The following is a 336-nucleotide window of genomic DNA, read 5'->3' as shown; positions in this document are numbered from 1 at the left end:
ATCTGTTCCCAGCGTGCCACATATCCGGCGGCGTTCTTCATCTGCGGGCAGCTGCCGTTATCGTTGGCAAATGTCCAGTCCTGCATGGTCTTGTCTGTAAAGCCCTGCCGTTTCAGCCGTTCCACCGTTTCAAGGTGGCTGCGCCGCTTCTCGGCGGCTTCCCGTTCCTTACGGGCTGCCCGCTGGCAGTCGCACTCTGACGGGTGGCGGTCACGCCCGAAAAAGGTCTTGCCCTCCGGGAAATAGGCTTCTTTGGGTTTCCGGCATTTGCCGCAGTATAAAAGCCCGTCCTCCCCGGTGTAATCCTCCGGCTCGGCTGTGGTGTCGGTCATAGGC

The 336-nt window shown here is 60.4% G+C and carries 1 protein-coding gene; it reads right to left on the bottom strand.

Translation table 11 applies throughout. The features are described from left to right. On the bottom strand, positions 1–336 hold a 336-nt coding region (locus PZH32_RS11965), incomplete at both ends, for a hypothetical protein (RefSeq protein WP_428994043.1).

The organism is Adlercreutzia equolifaciens, assembly GCF_029076695.1.
Classification (GTDB): domain Bacteria; phylum Actinomycetota; class Coriobacteriia; order Coriobacteriales; family Eggerthellaceae; genus Adlercreutzia; species Adlercreutzia equolifaciens_A.
Note: the sequence above shows the minus strand (reverse complement) of the source record. Positions and strands in the feature narration are given on the sequence as shown.